General features: G+C 66.8%; 14 protein-coding genes and 1 tRNA gene. 9 read left to right on the top strand and 6 right to left on the bottom strand.

Translation table 11 applies throughout. The annotated features are described in order from the left end of the window. Nucleotides 1–42: 42 nt before the first annotated feature. Nucleotides 43–813, top strand: a complete 771-nt coding sequence (locus ACS8YF_RS11665) for a PilZ domain-containing protein (protein WP_440850391.1) — start codon at nt 43–45, stop codon at nt 811–813. Between the two features lie 16 nt (nt 814–829). On the opposite strand, the gene ACS8YF_RS11670 is transcribed toward ACS8YF_RS11665, so the two are convergent. From ACS8YF_RS11670 to murB, 6 genes are all read right to left on the bottom strand, one after another. Continuing rightward, the gene (locus ACS8YF_RS11670) at nt 830–2,461 is read right to left on the bottom strand and encodes a DHA2 family efflux MFS transporter permease subunit (protein WP_440850392.1); all 1,632 of its coding nucleotides are present in this window, start codon (nt 2,459–2,461) and stop codon (nt 830–832) included. Beyond that, nucleotides 2,458–3,624 carry an HlyD family secretion protein gene (locus ACS8YF_RS11675; RefSeq protein ID WP_440850393.1) on the bottom strand — a complete coding sequence of 389 codons (1,167 nt, stop codon included), beginning with the start codon at nt 3,622–3,624 and terminating at the stop codon, nt 2,458–2,460. Before ACS8YF_RS11675 ends, ACS8YF_RS11670 begins: the two co-directional genes overlap by 4 nt. Further along, nucleotides 3,621–5,039, bottom strand: coding sequence for a TolC family protein (locus ACS8YF_RS11680; RefSeq protein ID WP_440850394.1), 1,419 nt, complete (start codon nt 5,037–5,039; stop codon nt 3,621–3,623). The genes ACS8YF_RS11675 and ACS8YF_RS11680 overlap by 4 nt, the downstream gene beginning before the upstream one ends. After that, nucleotides 5,036–5,473 carry a MarR family winged helix-turn-helix transcriptional regulator gene (locus ACS8YF_RS11685; protein ID WP_440850395.1) on the bottom strand — a complete coding sequence of 146 codons (438 nt, stop codon included), beginning with the start codon at nt 5,471–5,473 and terminating at the stop codon, nt 5,036–5,038. Before ACS8YF_RS11685 ends, ACS8YF_RS11680 begins: the two co-directional genes overlap by 4 nt. 96 nt (nt 5,474–5,569) lie before the next feature. Then, on the bottom strand, nt 5,570–7,222 hold the full coding sequence (locus ACS8YF_RS11690; protein WP_440850440.1) for an acyl-CoA dehydrogenase family protein: 1,653 nt from the start codon (nt 7,220–7,222) through the stop codon (nt 5,570–5,572). A gap of 251 nt (nt 7,223–7,473) precedes the next feature. Continuing rightward, nucleotides 7,474–8,463 carry a UDP-N-acetylmuramate dehydrogenase gene (gene murB / locus ACS8YF_RS11695; RefSeq protein WP_440850396.1) on the bottom strand — a complete coding sequence of 330 codons (990 nt, stop codon included), beginning with the start codon at nt 8,461–8,463 and terminating at the stop codon, nt 7,474–7,476. A 133-nt stretch (nt 8,464–8,596) separates the two neighbouring features. On the opposite strand from murB, the gene ACS8YF_RS11700 reads away from it, so the two are divergent. The 8 genes from ACS8YF_RS11700 (at nt 8,597) to ACS8YF_RS11735 (ending at nt 18,720) form a co-directional block, all read left to right on the top strand. Then, nucleotides 8,597–9,256: an HAD family hydrolase gene (locus ACS8YF_RS11700; RefSeq protein WP_440850397.1), complete on the top strand. Its 660-nt coding sequence runs from the start codon at nt 8,597–8,599 to the stop codon at nt 9,254–9,256. Between the two features lie 367 nt (nt 9,257–9,623). After that, complete coding sequence (locus ACS8YF_RS11705; protein ID WP_440850398.1) at nt 9,624–11,423, top strand: M61 family metallopeptidase; 1,800 nt, start codon at nt 9,624–9,626, stop codon at nt 11,421–11,423. Then, nucleotides 11,404–13,269 carry an AMP-dependent synthetase/ligase gene (locus ACS8YF_RS11710; RefSeq protein WP_440850399.1) on the top strand — a complete coding sequence of 622 codons (1,866 nt, stop codon included), beginning with the start codon at nt 11,404–11,406 and terminating at the stop codon, nt 13,267–13,269. The genes ACS8YF_RS11705 and ACS8YF_RS11710 overlap by 20 nt, the downstream gene beginning before the upstream one ends. Nucleotides 13,270–13,273: 4 nt before the next feature. Continuing rightward, nucleotides 13,274–13,897 carry a glycerol-3-phosphate 1-O-acyltransferase PlsY gene (plsY, locus tag ACS8YF_RS11715; protein WP_440850400.1) on the top strand — a complete coding sequence of 208 codons (624 nt, stop codon included), beginning with the start codon at nt 13,274–13,276 and terminating at the stop codon, nt 13,895–13,897. Further along, entirely contained in the window at nt 13,894–14,889 is a 996-nt protein-coding gene (locus tag ACS8YF_RS11720) for a biotin--[acetyl-CoA-carboxylase] ligase (protein ID WP_440850401.1), read from the top strand. Before plsY ends, ACS8YF_RS11720 begins: the two co-directional genes overlap by 4 nt. A gap of 419 nt (nt 14,890–15,308) precedes the next feature. Beyond that, nucleotides 15,309–16,466 carry a carbohydrate porin gene (locus ACS8YF_RS11725; protein ID WP_440850402.1) on the top strand — a complete coding sequence of 386 codons (1,158 nt, stop codon included), beginning with the start codon at nt 15,309–15,311 and terminating at the stop codon, nt 16,464–16,466. A gap of 295 nt (nt 16,467–16,761) precedes the next feature. Next, nucleotides 16,762–16,837, top strand: a tRNA-Thr gene (locus ACS8YF_RS11730). A gap of 266 nt (nt 16,838–17,103) precedes the next feature. Beyond that, nucleotides 17,104–18,720, top strand: a complete 1,617-nt coding sequence (locus ACS8YF_RS11735) for an APC family permease (protein WP_440850403.1) — start codon at nt 17,104–17,106, stop codon at nt 18,718–18,720. Nucleotides 18,721–18,816: the final 96 nt, after the last annotated feature.

Genomic DNA, 18,816 nt, shown 5'->3' on the forward strand with positions numbered 1-18,816 from the left:
CCGCGGCCGATAGGATAATATCCGCGCTGCCATTTTACGGTCATGTCGATCGACGCCAATTCGTACACGCTGATTACCGATCCTGCTGCCGTGGCGGCGACGTTGACCGATCTTTGCGAGCAGGGCGAACCGGTGCTGCTGCGCGGGCTGGCCGATGGTCGCGGGCATCATGTCCTGCTGGCCGAGACCGGCGCCGATCCCGAGCGGCTGCGCTGGCTGCGCGCCGACGCCGGCCATGCCGTGCCGATCGCGGTGGGCGACATGCTGCAACTCGAGGCGGGACGGCGTGCCGGGCATCTGGTCTCCTCGGCGATGCGCTGTGATCTGGTGGCACCGGATGCGCGCACCGGGTACACGGAGTTGCGCACCCGTTTGCCCCTGCGGCTGACGCTGCGCCACGCACGCCATGACTGGCGCGCGCGCCCGGTGCCCGGCCGCATGCGGGTCGAGGTCGGCCTGGCGCGGCCCGAAGCGCCGGACATACACGGCCAGTTGGTCGATCTGTCGGTGGGCGGATGCCGGGTCGCGCTGGCAGCCGACGCCGCGCCGATCGAACCCGACGAAACGGTCAATGTACGCCTGCTGTTCCCCAACGGGGAGCAGGGCGTTTTCGGCGCGCGTGTGCGTGACGTGGCCGCGTATTCCGGCGCCCGGCGCCAGGCCGGCCTCATGTTCGCGGGGCTGAGCGATGAGCAGGCGCGGCGGCTGTGGTTTCTGACCTGCGAAATCGATCGCGAAGCCGAGCGACACCAGAGCGACCGCGACGAACTCCGGTCGCTGGCCCCGTCGCTGCTGTTTCAGCCCAAGCCGTAGCCCGGGGCGACCGGGCTCAGTGCGCCGCCGGGGGGTCGCTGTCTTCGTGTTCCTTGCCGGATGACATCAGCAGCGCCAGCGGAACCAGGCAGGCAATCACGACCCCCAGAATCCAGTAATCATCGATATAGGACATGAGCCGGGCCTGCTGGGCCACGAGGTGGGCGATGGTGGCCTGGGCCTGATGACGCGCTTCGTTGATCGCGGCGCCGGTGGCCATGAAGTGCTGGGTCAGTTGATGCAGCAGGGCCTGGGTCTGGTGGTCGTAGGGCGTGACCGACGAGGCCAGCACTTCGTGGTGATACTGGCCGCGCCGGGCCAGCCAGGTGGTGACCAGCGAAATACCGACACTGCCGCCGATGTTGCGGGTCAGGTTCACCATGGCCGAAACCTGGTCGGTCTTGTCCGCCGGCACGCCGACATAGGCGATGCTGGTCACCGGAATGAAGATGAAGGCCAGGCCCAGCGTCTGCAGGCAGCGCGCGAGCACCAGCTGTGAGAACGAGCTGTCCAGGTCGAAGCCGGTCATGTGGAACATGGAGATCGAGACCAGCGTCAGCCCGATGCCGACCATCCAGCGCGCATCCAACCGGCCGGAGAGCATGCCCACGATCGGCATCATCACCACGATCACGAAGCCGCCGGGCGAGATCACCAGCCCGGCCAGCGTTGCGGTATAGCCGAGCACCTGCTGCACGAACTGCGGAATCAGCAGGGTCGAGCCGAACAACACGAAACCCAGCATGAACATCATGATGTTGGCGATGGAAAAGTTCTTGTAGCGGAACAGGCTCAGATCCATGATCGGATGGCGCTGGAACGGCTCCCACAACAACAGGGCCATCAGTGACAGGCCCGAGGCGACCGCCATCGCGATGATGAAGGTCGACGAGAACCAGTCGTTGTCCTGGCCCTTGTCGAGCATGATCTGCAAACAGCCCAGCCCCACGATCAGCAGGGCGAAGCCGATGTAGTCGATGGAAAAGCCATCGGCCATCTTGGCCTTGCGTGCCTTTTCGTAGGCGGCGCTGTCGTGGACCAGAGCCCAGGCCAGGATGGTGAGTACGATGCCTACCGGCACGTTGAGCAGAAAGATCCAGTGCCAGGAGACGTTGTCGGTGATCCAGCCGCCGAGCGTGGGCCCGATCGCCGGCGCGAACACCACGGCCACGCCGTAGATGGAGAACGCCATGCCGCGCTCGCGCGGCGGGAAGGAATCCGCCAGCACCGCCTGGGAGACCGGCTGCAGGCCGCCGCCGGCCGCGCCCTGGATGATGCGGAACACTACCAGCCAGGCCAGTGAGGGCGCCATGCCGCAGGCCAGCGATGCGATCGAGAAACACACGATCGAACCGATGAAGAACCGCTTGCGGCCCAGCACCTGGGAGAACCAGCCCGAAATGGGCAGCACGATGGCGTTGGAAACCAGATAGGCGGTGAGGATCCAGGTCGCTTCGTCCTGGCTGGCCGACAGCGACCCGGCGATATGCGACAGCGACACATTGGCGATGGAGATGTCGAGCACCTCCATGAACGCCGCCAGCCCGACCACTGCGGCGATCAGCCAGCGGCCGGACGGATAATCGGCGCGTGCGGCGATGGTGGCCGGATCGGCCGGGGTGTCACCGGCCGCGTCGATGCTGCTCATTGCGCGTGGCCGGTCTCGGTCGCCGGGATATCGGCCCGGTCCAGATGCTGGATCGGCCCGGCCACGTTGATGGTCGGCTCCACGGACAGGCCCGGTGAGACATCCAGCCCCTTGAGCTGGGCCGGCTTGGAAAAGATGATTTTCACCGGCACGCGCTGCACGATCTTCACGAAGTTGCCGGTCGCGTTCTGCGGCGGCAGCAGCGAGAAGGTCACACCGGTGCCCGGCTGGATCGATTCCACCCGGCCGGTGAACTCATGGTCCGGATAGGCATCGATGGCGATGGAAACCGGCTGGCCCGGGCGGACCCGGTCGAGCTGGGTCTCCTTGTAGTTGGCGACCACCCACGGATGGGTCTGGACCAGGGCCATGGCAGCCTGGCCGGCACTGATCTGGCTGCCGGCGACGATCGATTTCTTCGCGATCTTGCCGGCATGCGAGGCCCGGATCTCGGTATACGAGAGATTCAGTCGCGCCTGATCCACCTGCGCCCGGGCCTGGGCGATCCTGGCCTTCGCCGAGGAGGCCTGCGACTGCTTCAACTGGATGCGATCCGGCGAGGCCTTGGCCTGGGCCAGCTTGGCGCGCGCCTGGCGCACCCGGGCCTCGGTCGATTTCGCCTGGGTGTTCTTCTGGTCCAGCTGCTGCTTGGAGATTTCGTGCCGGGCGTACAGGGCACGATAGCGTTTGGCGTCCGCCTCGGCGCGCTGAGCCTCGGCCTGGGCCGATTCGAGTGCCGCCCTGGCATTGTCGATGTCGGCCGCGCTGGTCTGGCGCGTGACCGACAGATCCTGCTGGCTGGCGTTGTAGGAGGCCCTGGCCGCCTGCAGGTTGGCCTCGGCCTTGGCCAGTGCCGCCTTGAAGTCAGCCGGGTCGAGCGTGAACAGTACGTCGCCCTTTTTGACGTGCTCGTTGTCGCGTACAAACACCTTGGCCACCGTGCCGGTCACGCGCGGCGCGATCTGGCCGATATTGGCCTGTACGTAGGCATCGTCCGTCGACACGTCGTTGCGATGCAGGAACCACCACACGAACCAGACCAGGCCGCAGACGACCACCAGGGTCACGGCAATGAGCGCCACGCGGCGGCCCTTGCCGTTGCGTTTCCGCGGCGGGGTTGCCGGTTCGGCGGTCTGTTCGCTGGCATGATCGGTCGAGCTCATGGCGTTACCGGCTGAGTGAGACTGAATTGCTGGGCGCGGCCGAGGGCGGCGGCGAGATTGATGCGGGCGCGGGTGTATTCGGCCAGTGCATCGATGCGGCTGTTGCGGGCATCGGCGAGATTGGACTGGGCATCGACCACTTCGATGTTGTCGCCCACGCCGTGCGAGAACCGGTCGCGCGAGCGGCTCAGCTCCTGCTTGGCGAGCGTGAGGTTGGCGCGGGCGGCCCGCACGCGCTGGGACAGGGTCTTGAGCGTTTGCCGCGAAGTGCGCACGTCCTGTTCAATTTGCCGCTGCGTATCGTGGAAGCGGATACGCTGCTGGTCGAGCTGGCTGGCGGCGGAATCGATCTGCCCGGAAATCCGGCCGCCGGCGAAGATCGGCAGGCTCAGGCTGGCGCCGAAGGCGTAGGTGGGCTGGTCGTTACGGCTCGGTGTATTGCCGGAAGCGCCGTAGTCGGCCTCGACCGAGAGCGTCGGCAGGCGCTGGCCCCGCGCCGACGCCAGGTGGCGCTGGCCGCGGGCGATGCGCATCCGCGCAACCGTGATCTCGGGCCGGTCGGCCAGGGCCGTGTTGATCGCGGTATTGATCGGGCCGAGCGGCATGGGTCGGAACACCAGCGGATCGGTCAGCTTGAGATGGGCATCCAGCGGCAGCCCGGTGGTCCGCGCGAGCTGGATTTCGGCGCGCGTGCGTTCGGTCCGGCGCTGTGCCAGATCGGCTTGATCGCGGGCCAGCCGCGCCCGCGCACGGGTGACGTCCAGGCCGGTGGCCACGCCGACATGCGCCTGATCGCGCGCCAGTTTGAGCAGTGTTCGCGCCTGCTTGACATTGGCTTTCGCGGCCGCGACCGCGCGTCGTGTCGACAGCGCTTGTACGTAGTCGAGCTCGGTCTGTGTCGCGACCTGTTCGCGCGCCACCGCGAGCTTGTCAGCGGCCACCTTCTGGCCGAGCCTGGCGCCCTGGTAATCCTGCCAGGCGCTGTAATCGAACAGGGTCTGACGCAGCTTGGCCCGCGCATCGAAGTTGTTGTAGGTCACCGTGCTCGGGAAACTCGGGCCGCCCGCCGCCGCCCCGGCCTGGGGGCCGACATCGGAGCCGAAACTGAAGCCCTGCGCGGCGAGGTTGGTCTTCTGCCGCGATTCGCTGACCTGGCCGGAGACATGCGGTAGAAAGGCCGAGCGCGCCGAGACCCGCTGGCCGGCCGCTTCATCCTCTTTCGCGCGCGCAATCAGGGTATTGACGTTAGTGGCCAGGGCATCGTTCACCGCCTGTTCGAGCGACAGCGAGCGCGTGGGCCCCAGTGCGGAATCGTCGCCACCGCCGGGCGCCCGGGCCCCGGTGGCCAGCGCCGGCATGATCGGCGCGGCGGCCAATGTGCCGAGCAGGCCAAGCTGAATCAATCGACGGTTCATGGCGCCTCCGCGATCAGGCGCGTGAGCAAATCGCGCAGCTGATCCTGTTCATCATCGGACAGGGGAGCGAGCAGCTCCTTCTTGGCTTCGATCACCGCCGGCTTGATGTCGGCCAGGGCCTGCTCGCCCGCCTCGGTGAGGCCGACCACGTGCGCACGCCGGTCGGCGGGATCGCGCTGGCGCGCCACCCAGTCGCGTTTTTCCAGCCCGTCGACCAGATACGTGACCGTGGTGCGATCCAGCCCCAGCGCCTCGGCGATCTGGCTTTGCCAGAGTCGGGGATGGGCCTCCAGCAGCAGCATGACGGCGTAGTCGCGCCCGGCAATGTCGAACGCCGCGGTATGCCGCGCCAGCACATCGAGCTGACGCTGATGCGCGCGCGCCAGCAGGTACGGCAGGCGCGTACGGATGGAATCGGGGAGACGGATGGGCACGCTCGGCTCTCCATGATGGAGCAGGCCGATATTATTCTTTGGAAATAGTCAGCGGTCAAGACTATTTCTATGTGAACATACCGTGACAGGCACGAATCAGATCACGGCCGCGCGCTCGATCAAAGGCGTGGCGGCGTCGCCGAGGCCGGCCGTGCCATAGACGTCCGGCCGGCGGGGCGCCAGGCGTGCCGCGCAGAACGCCTCGCCGACCCATGGCGCGTCGCCGGTGAGCAGGATCGCGGCCTGGAGCGCGCGCGCGATGTCGCCCGCCAGGCGGCGCGCATCGGCCGTGTCGTCCGCGTTTTCGCCAAGACGCGTATGCAGTGCGGCGCAGTGGGCATCAAAGGCGGGGTGGCGTCCGGCGGCCGTGTCCAGTTCGGCTTCCAGCGCGGCGATGCTGTCCGGGTTCCGGGCCAACGCGCGCAGCAGGTCGAGGCATTGCACGTTGCCCGAGCCTTCCCAGATCGAGTTCAGCGGGGCCTGGCGGTAGAGCCGCGGCAGAATCGATTCCTCGACATAGCCGCCGCCGCCCAGGCATTCCTGGGCCTCGTTGACCATGGCTGGCGCGGCCTTGCAGATCAGGTATTTACCCACCGGCGTGGCGAGCCGCGCCAGATGCGTCTCGTGCTCGGTAGCACCTTCGAACGCACGCGCAAGGCGCATCGCGTAGGCGATCGCGGCCTCGGATTCCAGCGCCAGATCGGCCAGCACTTCCTGCATCAGCGGGGCATCGGCCAGGCGCTGGCCAAAGGCCTCGCGGTGGCGCGCGTGGTGAATCGCCTGCACCGCGGCCTGGCGCATCAGCCCGGCCGAGCCGAGCATGCAGTCGAGCCGGGTCTGGGCGACCATTTCGATGATGGTCGCCACGCCGCGGCCGGGCTCGCCGATGCGATAGGCCTCGGCATCGCGGAATTCCACTTCGGACGAGGCGTTGGATTTGTCGCCGAGCTTGTCCTTGAGGCGCTGGATATCGATGGCGTTGCGCTCGCCGGCCTCGGTCCAGCGCGGCAGCACGAAGCAGGACAGACCATCGCCCTCGCGGGCGAGCACCAGAAACAGGTCGCACATGGGCGCCGAAAAGAACCATTTGTGCCCGCGCAGGGTGAATACCCCCGCGCGGTCGGTGGCGCTGGCCACGGTGGTGTTGGTGCGGACATCCGAGCCGCCCTGTTTCTCGGTCATGCCCATGCCGACGGTCAGCCCGGTCTTGTCGGCGGCCGGGATCACGCGCGGGTCGTAGGCCGCGGCCCGTACGCCATCGAGCCAGCGGGCGCCGGGCTCGGGAAAGCGGGCGAGCACCGGCGCGGCGGCATGCGTCATGGTGAGCGGGCAGGCGGTGCCGGCCTCGAACTGGTTGTGCAGGTAGTACAGGGCGCTGCGCACGACCTGCGCGCCCGGACGATCCGCGGTCCAGCTCAGCGAATGCAGGCCGTGTTCCTTGGCCAGCTGCATCGCGCGGTGATAGGCCGGATGGAACTCGATTTCGTCGATGCGCGCGCCGTAGCGGTCGAACGCATGCAGCATCGGCGGATTTTCGTTGGCGCTGAAGCCCAGATCGAGTAATTCGCCACCCGCGATCGCGCCGTACGCCCGGGCGCGTTCGGCGCCCCAGCCGCCGCCTTCGCGCGCCAGCGCGGCCGCCAGCGCCGTATCGGTTGCAAACGCGTTGTAATCGACCAGCGGCGGCGGCTGGTTGGTGACCGTGTGGGTGGCGAGTTCGCGACGCGGACGATAGGGATGGCGATGCACGCGCGGCTCCGGCGGAATATGACTATATCGACGGTTTAGCACGATCGACGCCGCTTGGAAAATAATCGAAAGGATTTATTTTCCGTTTGTGGCAAAAAAAGACCGGCCCTCGGGCCGGCCGCCGGCACGGGGCATACCCCCGAAACCGGTATCAAACACGATGCGATTGTTGGTGTGTGCCGGTGTGGGCCGACACAACTGAAATTATCGGCTGTCGATGACGAATCGGTGACCGGGCGATGACCGTTCGGTTACCCGGTCGCCGATTGACGCACCCGTTTGACCGGGGCGAAATCGCCGACGAAGGAGATCTCCGGCGTGAGCCAGTAGCCGGTGGCGGCCTCGACCGTTTTCTGCGTGTGCATGATCAGGCCGCAGACATCGGCGGCCGTGGCATCGCCGCGATTGACGATGATGTTGGCGTGGCGCGGCGAAATCTGGGCGCCACCCCAGGTGAAGCCCTTCAGGCCGGCCTCGTCGATCAGCCGGCCGGCGCCGATGCCGTCGATCTTGCGGAAGATGGAGCCGGCCGAGGGCTCGGTATCCAGCGGCGGATGGCGCTCGGCGCGCCAGTGCAGATTCTCTTCCATCACGCGGGCCAGCGCTTCGCCGTTGGCCGGCTCCAGTTCGAAAATCGCCGACAGGACGATGTCGTCGCGGTGGTGCAGCACGGACTGGTCGTAGCCGAACTCGAAGTAATCGGCATCGACGATGCAGCGCTCGTTGTCGGCGCTCAGGATATCGGCCGATGCCAGCACCTCGCCGATGAACAGGGTCCGCTCGCGCTCGGGCGCGGGCGACAGGAAATGCAGGTTCTGCCAGAGCGCGCCGCCGACCGTTGACGGAATGCCGACGTAGTGTTCCAGTCCGGACAGGCTGTGCCCGACCGCGGCATCGATCACGTCCGGGTAGATCAGCGCGCCGCTGGCGGCGAACACGCGCGTGCCGCGCACCGTCAGCGCGCGGGCGTGGTTGGCAATCACCAGGCCCGAAAAACCGCGGTCGCCGATCAGAATATTGGCGCCGGAGCCGAGCAGGAAGAAATCCACGTCTTCCTCGCGCGCGACGCGGACCGCGGTGGCCAGGGCCTCGGGCGTGGTGGCCTCGAAATACAGGGCGGCCGGACCGCCGATGCCGAAGCTGGTCTTGCCGGCCAGCGGTACGTCCCGGGACAGCCCGGAACCGAGACGGGCGGCGAGCCGGCGTTGCTGGGAGAGGCTGGGAGAGCGGGGGCTGCGCATGGGGCTCAAGGGCGAGTGGCAATGCGCCGATGGTCGGGACTCTGGCCGCCCTTTGCAAGACGGGGCATGCGTGGGTTGCCCGGCGCGATGAGCTAAGCTGTGACGATGGATTTTTAAGTCAGCGAGCGTCGCATTGTCATTCTCGCCGCGCATCGTGGTATTCGATCTGGATGTCACGCTCACCGAATACGACACGTTCCTGCCGTTCATCGTGGGTTATCTGCGCCATCACCGGAAGCGCCGCAGTCTGTTGTTGTGGCGACTGCCGCTGGCCCTGCTGAAGTTCTGGCGCTGGGGTGACCGCACCTGGCTCAAGACCGAGATGCTGCGCGCCTTCATCGGCGGCGAGCCGCGGGCGCGGGTGGCGGCATGGACCGAGCGCTTCGTCGACGATCTGCTGGCTGAGGCGATGCGCGAGCAGGGTCTGGTGCAGTTGCGCGAGTTCCAGAGCCGGGGCGTGCGCGTGGTCCTGGCCTCGGCCAGCTTCGATATCTACGTTGAGCGCATCGCCGCGAAACTCGGCATCGAGGAAGTGCTCGCCACGCGCTCGGCGTGGAACAGCCGCGGACGGCTGGTGGGTATGGACGGCCAGAACTGCCGCGACGACGAGAAACTGCGCCGGGTCAAGGCCTTGTCCGGCATGCCGGAGGATGGTGCGGGCGTGGCGGCTTACTCCGATTCGCATGCTGATCTGCCGTTGTTGTCCTGGGCCGAACACGGCGTCGCTGTGTGTCCGTCCAAGCGGTTGTTTCATCAGGTCGGCGGGCTCGGGCTGGAGGTGGTGCGCTGGTGAATCGCGGGCCTGTTGCCGTTTCGTCCGCGTCCGCGCCAAGCGCTGTTTTGCGGCAATCCAGCGTTGTAGCTCTCTCACGTAGAACCCTACGCCACGTTCGCTACGCCTCGTCTTGCCGCAAAACAGCGCTTGTCCCGAAGGATTGGGCCGCCCATAAAAAAATTTACTAGGGGCGCCCGGCGGCGTTGCAAGTCTTGATCGTGGCGCGCCACGATCGGCGACTCGCGCCTTGCCGGACACGATTTGCGGTCTCCAACGCGGCACGTGTACGAAACGGCAACAGGCCCGCGTGGGCAGCCGCGCTTTGAGCCCGTACACTAACCGAGTTCTATATCGCGCCGGTCGGGGAGGCGCCTGAAACCCAAGCATGTCGACACTGAATTACATCGTGACGCCGGTGGATCCGGCGGCGCATCGTCTGCGCGTGACGCTGCAACTGAGCATGGCGGCGGCCGAGGCGCCGACCCTGCATCTGCCGACCTGGATTCCCGGCAGCTACCTGATCCGCGATTTCGCGCGCCATCTGCTGACCATCGAAGCCGTCGACGCGGCCGACGGTCGGCCGATTGCCGTGACGGCGCTTGATCGATCGAGCTGGCAGCTCGCCGAAGCGGCCGAGCGGGTCTGTGTGACCTGTGAGTTCTATGCCCGGGATGCCTCGGTGCGCGCGGCCTACCTGGACGACATGCGCGGGTTCATCAATTTCAGCTCGCTGGCGCTGCGTCCGGCCGGGCACGAACATGCGCCGATCAAGCTGCATCTGGCGCGCCCGCCCGCGCGCTATGACTGGTCGCTGGTGACCACGCTGCCGGCGGCCGAGGTCGATGAGTTCGGGTTCGGCGACTATCAGGCCACGAACTACTGGGGTCTGATCGATCAGCCGGTCGCCATGGGCGAGGCGATCGAGACCGTGCCCTATCGCGTGCGCGGGGTGGCGCATGCCTTCGTGTTGCTCGGTGCGCACGATGCCGATACCCGCCAGCTGGCGATCGATCTCGCCGCGGTCTGCAATGCCCAGGCCGATGTGTTCGGCGAGTTGCCTGCCGAGCGCTATCTGTTTCTGTCGCAGGTTACCGATGCCGGTTTCGGCGGCCTGGAGCATCGCGATTCCAGCGTGTTGCAGGTCCCGCGCAACGCGCTGCCCAGCGCGGCCCGCGTGGCGTCGACCGGCAAGCGCGACCCGGCCTACGAAAATCTGCTCGGCCTGGCGAGCCACGAGTATTTTCATCTGTGGAACGTCAAGCGCATCCGGCCGGCCGCGGTGGCCGGGTCCGATCTCACAAGCGAAGCCTATTTCCGCGATCTGTGGGCCTACGAGGGGGTGACGTCGTACTACGATGATCTCGGTCTGGTGCGTGCCGGGGTGATCAACGAACAGGGTTATCTGGATCGGCTGGCCAAGCTCGCCACGCGCATCGAGCGCACGCCGGGGCGGCACCGGCAGAGCCTGGCGCAGTCCTCGTTCGACGCCTGGTTGAAGTTCTACAAGCCGGACGAGAACACGCCCAATGCCGTGGTGAGTTATTACGGCAAGGGCGCGCAGCTCGCGCTCGGCCTGGATCTCAAGATTCGTCTGGAAACCGAAGGCCGGATTTCGCTGGATACGGTCATGCAGGCCGCCTGGCAGCGCTATGGTCGCGACGACCGTCCGGCGCCCGAGAACGCATTGGCGAGTCTGGCCGCGGAGGTGTCGGGGCTGGATCTGGTCGATTTCTTCGATTTTCATCTGCAGACGACGGCCGATGCGCCCTGGGCCGATTATCTCGGCGATTTCGGTATTCGCGCCCTGGCCGAGCCGGCCACCGACGATGCCTCGATCGTGCGTGGGCGCATGGGGCTCATGCTTTCCGAGGGCTCGGGCCCGGCGCGCATCATGCATGTACTGGACGACGGCCCGGCCCAGGCCGCCGGCATTTCGCCGGGCGATCGCATGCTCGCCTTCGACGGTATCGAGGTCGGGCGCGAACTGGCGCGCCAGCTGGCCCGTTACCCGGCCGGCGCGGCGTTGCGTGTGCATCTGTTCCGGGGCGATCAGCTCCTGGTTCGCGAGATGGCACTTGCGGGCGATGCCGCGCCGGAATGGCATCTGTCCATCGATAAAACCGCCGACGAGGCCGCCCATGCCCGCCGCGCGGCCTGGCTGCATCGTGAGCCCGGCGACAGCTGAGCGTCGGCCGGCGCACTGGCTGGACCGCGAAGGCCCGGCCACGTTGTGCCAGATGTTCGATGCGCGCGTGGCGGCCTCGCCCGATGCGATCGCCTACCGGTTCTACTCGCCACGCACGCATGTCTGGCGTGATCTGAGCTGGCGCCAGGCGGCCCAGCGTGTGGCCGCCTGGCGGCGGGTGTTGCATGCGCACGGCGTGGTCCGCGGCGATCGTGTGGCGATCATGCTGCGTAATTCGCCCGAGTGGCTGTGCGTGGAGCAGGCGGCGATGAGTCTGGGCGCGATCACGGTCGGCCTGTTCTGTGCCGATACGCCGGCCAGCAACGCCCACCTCGTCGCCGACAGCGGGGCGAAGGTCATGGTGGCGGTCAAGTCGCGCTGGGTTCGGCGTATTTTCGATCAGCAGGCCTGTGACACGTTGATCCATGCCTTCGTGTTCACCGGCGAGCGGGCCGGCGAGGCCCGGCTGGTCGCGGCCGAGGACGCCCTGGCCGAGGCCCGCGATCGCCCCGATCCGCGCGTCGAGCCGCCGGCCCCGCAGGATCTGGCGAGCCTGATCTATACCTCGGGGTCGCAGGGTCGGGCGAAGGGCGCGATGCTGACCCACGCCAATCTGCTGTCCAACGCGCAGAGCGTGGCCGATGCGCTGCCCGCAATCGACGCCGAATGCGCCTTGTCCTACGTGCCCCTGGCGCACAGCTACGAGCGCGTAGTGGACGCCTACCGGGCAATGATCGTGGGGGCGCGCATCGTGTTCTGCCGGCATCCGCGCTTCCTCGGCCTGACGCTGGCGCGCGAACCGGTGACCACGTTGATCGGCGTGCCGCGTGTCTACGAGCGGTTCTACGTCGAGCTGACCCGCTGGATGGCGCGTCGCCCGCGCATCGTGCGCCGTCTGGTCGTGGCCACCATCAATATCGGCGAGAGCGTATTCGAGCGCGAACAGGGCCGCGCCGGCTTCCGGCTGTCGCATCTGGTCTGGCCGTTGCTGCGTTATTTCGTCGCCCGGCGTTGCCTGCGCCTGTTCGGTGCCCAGATGCAGGTCGCGGTATCCGGTGCGGCGGCGTTGCCCTACCCGGTGGCGCGCACGCTGGTGGGGCTCGGGTTGCCGATTCTGCAAGGTTACGGTCTGACCGAGGCCGGCCCGGTGGTCAGCGTCAACCGGGTCGACGACAACGAACTCGACAGTGTCGGCCTGGTGATCGATGGCGTGGCCACCAAGATCGGGCCGGACAACGAGCTGCTGGTGCGTTCGCCGGGCGTGATGCGTGGCTACTGGAACGACGAGGAATCGACCGCGCGGGTGTTGGCCGCGGGCGGCTGGCTGCATACCGGCGACAAGGTCAGCCGGCTGGACAAGAAGCGCTTGTATCTCACCGGCCGGATGAAGGAGATCATCGTGATGACTTCGGGCGAGAAAGCCTCGCCCGAGCCGATCGAAGACACCCTGCGCCTCGACCCCCTGATCGCCCGCGCCATCGTGGTGGGCGAGGCGCGGCCGGTGCTGGCGGCGGTGGTGAGCTGTCCGGCCCATCGATTGGTGCCGATCATGCGTCGGTTGGGACTCGATCCGGGCCTGGCGGCCAGCCTGCACAGTTCGCGGCTGGAGAATTACTTCATCGATCGATTGGCCAAGCTGACCGCCGGCTTCCCGGCCCACGCCCAGATCCGGCGGGTCGCGGTCACCACCGATCGCTGGACGCAGGACAATGGCCTGCTTTCGGCCACCGACAAGATCCGGCGTCGACGGGTGGCGCGCTGTTATGCTCGCGAAATCGACCGGCTTTACGGCCGTCGTGCCGCCGCGGAGAAAAGCGACGTGTCGCAGAACACGAACCTGGGGTGAGTTCATGCAACTGATTTTGATCATCGTGGCCGTGAGCGCGGCCTATCTCATCGGCTCGCTGTCCGGCAGCCTGCTGCTCGGGCCATTGTTCGACCAGGACGACCTGCGTTCCAGCGGCAGCGGCAATGCCGGTGCCACAAACGCACTGCGCGCCGGCGGGCGCGGCTATGGGCTGGCGGTACTGGTGTTCGACATCGTCAAGGGCGCGGTCGCGGCGGGCTTCGTGCCGGTCCTGTTGCACACGCTGGGTCCGTGGCCGTTCGTATGCGGCATCATGGCCATTCTCGGCCACGTCTACCCGGTGTTCTACGGCTTCCGCGGCGGCAAGGGAGCGGCCACCTGCATCGGGGTGCTGGCGGTGCTGCTGCCCGGCTCACTGCTGTTCGGCGCGGCGGTATGGGTGGCCGTGCTCGTGGCCTCGGGCTTCGTCGGCCTGGCCACGATGATCGGCATGCTCGCCGTCGCCCTGGCCAGTTTCTTCGTGCCGGCGGTGCCGCCGGCCGGGCATGTGTTCGTGGTCGCGGCCAGTCTGATCATCATCTACACGCATCGGAGCAATATCGCGCGCATGCGCGCCGGCAACGAAAACCGTTTCGAGCGCGCACGGATCTGGCGTCGGCGGCGGTGAGCGGCGCGGGCGCCCAGGTCGACGAGGTCGAGCCAGCCGATCCACTGATCGCCGCGCTGGCCGGCGGCGGCTGGATTTCGGGCCCGGCGCTGGCGTCGCGGCTGGGTGTGACGCGCTCCGCCGTGTCGGCGCGCATCGCACGGTTGCGCCGGGGCGGGTTGGATGTCTATGCGGTTTCGGGCAAGGGCTACCGGCTCGCCGGCGGGATGGATCTGCTGGATGCCGACATCGTGCGCGCGCAGCTGTCGCCGCAGCATGGCGGCATGCTCGATCAACTGATCCTGCGTCAGAGCGTGGATTCGACCAACAGCGTGCTGGCGGCCTATGGCGACGGCGCGACCCGGGCCTGTCTGGCCGAGCGCCAGACCGCCGGGCGCGGGCGCGCGGGGCGGCCCTGGGTGTCGCCTTTCGGCAGCAATCTGCACCTGTCGGTGGGCTACGATCTGGCCGCGCCGCGCTCGCCGGTCGCGACAATCAGTCTGGGGGTGGGGGTTGTGATCGCCGAGGTCTTGCAGGCGCTCGGGGTCGAGGACGCCGGGCTGAAATGGCCCAACGATCTATGGATCGGGCGCGACAAGGTCGGCGGCATTCTCACCGAAGCGCGCGCCGAGGCCGGCGGCAGTGCACGGTTGGTCATCGGCGTCGGCCTCAACATCGCCATGCCGCGCGGCGAATCCGAGCGCATTGGCCAGCCCTGGACGCGACTGGTCGATCACCTGCGGGATGCCCCGCCCCGCAGTGTTGTCGCCGGCCGTTGTCTGGCGGCGATACTGGGCGCGCTGGATGAGTTCGAGCGGGCCGGTTTTGCGCCGTTCGCCGCGCGCTGGCGAACATTCGATCGCGTGCTGGGGCAGACGGTGGATCTGATCGACGCGCGCCAGCGGCGTCGCGGCGTGGCCTGTGGCATTGGCGCCGATGGCAGCCTGATGGTGGAGATCGACGGTCGCCGCCAGGCGGTTTACTCCGGGGATGTCAGTCTGCGGCCGGTGTGACCCTGAAGACCGCCGGCGCGAGCGCCGGGATTCACGCGCCATGGCCGGTAACCACGGGCGGTGGTTACCATCGGCGCCGCCACCGTTGTATCGGCCTGCCGCAATTGCCCCCGCAGCCGCCGGTGCCGCAGCTTCACGGTACCACCAGCCAGTCGCAAACCGGCCATCAAGCGCGCGGGGCCACATGCAACCCCGCGCGGGTCGCGCCTGACCTGCCGCCTTGCGCTGAAGGCCGGCAGACAGGCAGCGGGTTCATGCTTCGATGATTCCGTATTGCAAATGCGAATCATTTGCATATATCCTGATCGCTTGACCCGGGCCGATTTTGCCTTATGCCGCCAGCGCCGATGGCGGTTCCGGGGTCAAGCACTACACCTTTTACTGACGCGTGTCATTTTGAAATTGGGGGGAATGAACTCTTGAACGTTTTTTCGCGGAAAAGCATGCGCCTCATGGCGTGCTGCGCGGCGGGCGCCGTCGTCGCCCCGTGTGCTCTGGCGGCAACCGTCGCTCCGGGGGTCGATCTCGGTGCCACCTACAGCCAGGATCTGTTCAGCGACGTCGGCGGGGGATTGCGTCATGGCACCGCCGCGCCGGGCGCGATCAACCTGAGTGCCGGCATCGACGGTCGCGTCTGGGGTGGCTCGGCCGATAACCGGTTCTATTTCGATTATCTGGGCACCTTCGGCAGTTCGATTTCAAACGATGTCGGTGATCTGCAGGGGCTCGACAACATCGAGGCCCGCAATACGACCAAGTTGTATTCCGCCTGGTATCAACATGATTTCGGCGACTCGGGCTTGATGATTCGGCTCGGCCTGCAGGATTGGAACGCCCTGTTCGATACGCTGGATGCGGCCGGCGTGTTCATCAACAGCTCCTTCGGTCTGGGCGCCACCACCGCGATATCGAATGTGTCCCAGTATCCGACCACGGCCGTGGGGGCGGTGGTGCGCTGGCAGTCTTCCGGCGGCGCCTATGTGATGGGCAGTGTGTTCGACGGGGTGCCGGGCCTGCCCGGCCATCCGGCAGGTACGCACATCGCTTTCCGCTCGGGAGACGGTATTTTTTCGTCCGTGGAGGCCGGTATTTCCGGCGACGGCGACAAGCCCTACAAGCTGGCGGTCGGCGGCTGGTACCAGACCAGCAAGTACGACGACCCGGCCGGTCGGGCGCGCGATCGCGATCACGGTTTCTATGTGATTGGTCAGCAGCGCCTGCTCGGAGGGGCGAATACGCCGAAACTGGATGCGTTTGCCCAGATCGGCGGCGCCGAGAGCGACCGGAATCCGCTGAATCGCTATCTCGGCGGTGGATTCGATGTCACCGGCCTGCTGCGCCGGCGGCCGAACGATGTTCTCGGGTTGGCCGTTGCGCGGGCCCATGTGTCGCGGGTCTTTCGACAGGCCACAGCGAACAGCGACCGGGCCGAAACGGCAGTCGAGCTGACCTATCAGGCGCCGATCAACAATTATCTGACGGTGCAGCCGGACGTTCAGTACATCATCAATCCGGGGGCGAATCGGGCCGTCGACAATGCCACTGTGGTGGGGGGGCGCGTGTCGCTGACCTGGTAGGCGCTTGCCGGGCCTCGGGGTATCGGGCCCCGGCGATCACGCGCGGAATAGCCGGGCATGGTGGCCAGCGGGCGACACCGGTGGCCAGCGGCAGGCTGTCTGGGCGGATGGCATCAGGCCGCGCCCGGCCGCGTTCCGATGTCGGGCGCGGCGGTGTATGCGACGAAAAGACTAGACATCAAAGCCGGGGCAGTGCAGCGGCTCGCTGGTCTTCGGGTCGGTTGCGTTCGCGCATGAGGCGTCCGGGTAGCCAGGCGCCTCATGAGCCGTCAGAATAGGCGCGCACTGCCTTTTCGCCCGCGTAGCTCAGTTGGTAGAGCAGCTGTCTTGTAAACAGCAGGTCATCGGTTCGACTCCGGTCGCGGGCTCCACCCTCCTCTCGTGCGCTGCTTGGTTTTGGTGCATTATTCAGGGCTTACGCAGACCGCATGCCTTGCAGCACTCGGTCGCGTTGTCAGCCAGAGGCGGCGTTGCTGTCGCGGCGGGCGGTGCATGCGTGGTGTTTGAACCTTGATCGGGTTGGCGCGATTTTCGCAAGTCCGCCCCCATCGGCGTTCCGCCGACGTGCCGTCGCCTGTCCGGCGCGCGCTGATCGATATCCAAATCAATACACGCAGATAACAAAGGGGGACATGTCATGGCCTCATCTCAATCGGGCGGGCAGCTTAAGCGCCACGCCGGACCGATCGGGCTGCTGTTTGCCAGCACGACCAGCATGATCGGTTCGGGATGGCTGTTCGGTGCCTATCATGCGGCCAAGCTGGCCGGCCCTTGGAGCATTCTCAGCTGGGTGATCGGCGCCATCATCATCATGATGCTGGCGTTCTGTTTCGCCGAGCTGGCAACGATGTTCCCGCGCAGTGGCGCGCTCGTGCACATCAGCCATGCCAGCCATGGCGACGGTCTCGGGCGGATCTGGAGCTGGATGCTGTTTCTGGCCTACGTCGCGGTGCCCGCGGTCGAGGCGGAGGCCGTGGTCACCTACGCCAACAACTATCTACCGTTCCTGGTCAGTCCCCAAAACGGGGTGTTGACGGTGATCGGGTTTTTCGCGTCGGTCGTTCTGCTCGGCATATTCGCGCTGCTGAACCTGCTGGCAATTCGAAAGCTGTTGCAGGTCAATTCCGCGATCACCTGGTGGAAAATCGCTGTGCCGGTGGCGACGATCATCGGGCTGATCGTGGTGGCCTGGCATCCCGAGAACATGCACGCCGCGCCGCACAGCTATCAGTTCTCCGGTATCTTCACCGCGCTGCCGGCCGCCGGCATCGTGTTCAGTTTCCTGGGTTTTCGTACCGCCATCGAGCTGGCCGGCGAGAGCAGTGATCCGCATCGCAACATGCCGTTTGCGGTAATCGGCTCGGTCGTGCTGGCCAGCGTGGTCTATGTCGGCCTGCAGATCGCCTTCATCATGGCGTTGTCCCCGGACCAGCTTACGAGCGGCTGGGCGACGCTGTCGTTCGCCGGCGATCTCGGCCCGTTCGCGGGTCTGGCGGCCGGCCTCGGCATGACCTGGCTGGCGACCATCCTTTACGTCGACGCCTATGTTTCGCCCGGCGGCACCGGCCTGATGTATATGACCGGCGGCTCGCGCATCCTGCTGGCCAACGGCCAGCTCGACACCGGGCCCAAGGGGCTCGCCAAACTGAGCCCGCAGGGCGTGCCGTGGGTCGGCGTGCTGGTGATGTGGATCGTGGGCTGTCTGTTCCTGCTGCCGTTCCCGGCGTGGCAGAAGATGGTCGAGTACATCACCTCGATCACCGTGCTCACCTATGGCATCGGCCCCGTCGTGCTGCTGTGCCTGCGCCGCAACGCGCCCAACGCCGAGCGCCCGTTCAAGCTGGCCGGGGCGAAAGTGCTGGCGCCGATCACCTTCATCCTGAGTAACTGGATCATCTACTGGGCCGGCTTCTACACCAACTCGGTGTTGTTCATCCTGATCGCTGTCGGTTTCGTGATCTATGCGCTGTATTACCACCTGGTTGCGCGGATGCCGGCCGAGGACTTCGGCTGGCGTTATATCTCGTGGCTGCTGCCCTGGTTCGGCGGCATGTGGGTGCTCTCGGCATTGGGCGGTATCGGCGGTGGAGCGGGCGTGCTCCCGTTCGTTGTCGAACTGATCCTGATCGCGATCTGGAGCCTCGTGGTTCTTGCGATTGCCTACAAGACCTCGTTGTCGCCGGCCGAGACCGAGCGTGCGATCGCCCGCATTCTGGAAGACGATCCCGGCGAGAACGCGCCCTCGCTGCCATAGTCGCCGCGCGCGGCGCATCGGTGGTGTCGCCTCCGGCGAGGTGGCGCCGCTGAGCTTGTCGGTTCGGTCCGGTGGCGGCCGGGCCGACGGTCACAA

Origin of the sequence: Salinisphaera sp. SWV1, from assembly GCF_052044155.1 — a bacterium.
GTDB lineage: Bacteria > Pseudomonadota > Gammaproteobacteria > Nevskiales > Salinisphaeraceae > Salinisphaera.

Excerpts from the sequence above, each read along its gene's own strand:
- plsY (WP_440850400.1), top strand. The coding sequence starts at position 13,274 with ATGCAACTGATTTTGATCATCGTGGCCGTGAGCGCGGCCTATCTCATC.
- ACS8YF_RS11670 (WP_440850392.1), bottom strand. The coding sequence starts at position 2,461 with ATGAGCAGCATCGACGCGGCCGGTGACACCCCGGCCGATCCGGCCACC.
- ACS8YF_RS11665 (WP_440850391.1), top strand. The coding sequence starts at position 43 with ATGTCGATCGACGCCAATTCGTACACGCTGATTACCGATCCTGCTGCC.
- ACS8YF_RS11675 (WP_440850393.1), bottom strand. The coding sequence starts at position 3,624 with ATGAGCTCGACCGATCATGCCAGCGAACAGACCGCCGAACCGGCAACC.
- ACS8YF_RS11680 (WP_440850394.1), bottom strand. The coding sequence starts at position 5,039 with ATGAACCGTCGATTGATTCAGCTTGGCCTGCTCGGCACATTGGCCGCC.
- ACS8YF_RS11735 (WP_440850403.1), top strand. The coding sequence starts at position 17,104 with ATGGCCTCATCTCAATCGGGCGGGCAGCTTAAGCGCCACGCCGGACCG.
- ACS8YF_RS11705 (WP_440850398.1), top strand. The coding sequence starts at position 9,624 with ATGTCGACACTGAATTACATCGTGACGCCGGTGGATCCGGCGGCGCAT.
- murB (WP_440850396.1), bottom strand. The coding sequence starts at position 8,463 with ATGCGCAGCCCCCGCTCTCCCAGCCTCTCCCAGCAACGCCGGCTCGCC.